Origin of the sequence: Microcoleus sp. PH2017_28_MFU_U_A, from assembly GCF_020738035.1 — a bacterium.
Lineage (GTDB): Bacteria > Cyanobacteriota > Cyanobacteriia > Cyanobacteriales > Microcoleaceae > Microcoleus.
This window is the reverse complement of sequence record NZ_JAEQCX010000013.1, coordinates 1-1,295: the sequence shown is the minus strand read 5'-3', so window position 1 is coordinate 1,295 and position 1,295 is coordinate 1. Positions and strand designations below refer to the sequence as shown.

The following is a 1,295-nucleotide window of genomic DNA, read 5'->3' as shown; positions in this document are numbered from 1 at the left end:
ACCTCTGCCTAAAGGCGAGAGGATTCTTGCTTCAGTGGGATTCCGACGAATTTACCCTCGGCAAGCATCTTGACCGTATGCCCTACGGCTGCAAGTCCTCTAATTAGAACTACTTGAGCTGCTGCAACATCTCTATCGGTTGTATAACCGCAATTTGAGCAAGTATGAGTACGCTCAGCAAGCTCTTTTTTGCCTGTTGCGACACCACAATTTGGACAAATCTGACTGGTTTTCTTAGCATTCACTTTTTGGAAGTACACCCCGCGTTTCCAACAGGTTTGTTCCAAAATAGTGAAAAATTGACCCCATCCAGCGTCTAAGCAGTGCTTGCCCAGCATCCCTCTGGATAGTCCAACTAAATTTAAGTCCTCAACAAATACCATCCCCACATCATTGCAAATTTGATGAGAGATTTTGCGATGCCAATCTGAGCGACAATTAGCAACGTATTCGTGCAAAAGAGCAACTTTTTTTTGAGCTTTGCGCCAATTATTTGAGCCACTGCGCTTTTTACTCACACGTTTTTGCAGCAATTTCAGCTTGCGTTCTGCGTCTATAAAAAACCTTGGCCGCTTGACTAAAAGACTATTAGAAGTTGCTATGAAATTCGTTAGTCCGACATCAATTCCTAGGGAATTTCCGTGTGGCACTACGTCGGGAATTTTTACATCCCATTGAACGGTCAGCATTAGATACCAGCCGGATGCACGATTTACTACCCGTGCCTGCTTAATAATTCCACCATCGGGAATCGCTCGGGATTGCCAAAATCTTACCCAGCCAATTACAGGCAGTTTGACACTACTATTTTGAATTGGGTTTAAACTTAGTTGTGGAAACACAAAAGACCTCATGGTTCCCCTTTTTTTGAATCGGGGAAATCCGTGGTTTTGTTCCCACATACTTACAAATGCCTTTTCTAGTCGGCGCAGCACTTGTTGTAAAGCTTGAGCATTGATACGTTGTAATGCAGGGCTGGTTTTCCTGTATGCAGTTAAGGCTTTACATTGAGTTGAGTAAGTTGGTCTGGGTGTGTCAGCTCTGATGATGAATTCCGAGCGCAGGGAACAAGCGTCAATCCGACATTTTCGGGAATTATACCAATCTTTACGTTCTTGCAGGGCATAATTATATACCTTGCGACATTGTTCCAACCAATCCTCAAATATTGCTACTTGTGTTTTTGTGGGTTTCAATTTGAATTCATAAGTCAGATTGAACACTTGCATCACCTCCTTGTTTGATTTTACCCAATTTCTACAAAATGGCAACAGGATTTCTAGAATAAAGTAGTC

The 1,295-nt window shown here is 42.6% G+C and carries 1 protein-coding gene; it reads right to left on the bottom strand.

Translation table 11 applies throughout. From position 1 onward, the window contains the following. Positions 1-8 precede the first annotated feature (8 nt). A partial coding sequence (locus JGK14_RS00130) for an RNA-guided endonuclease InsQ/TnpB family protein (RefSeq protein ID WP_325314555.1) occupies positions 9-1,295 on the bottom strand: 1,287 nt, incomplete at its 5' end.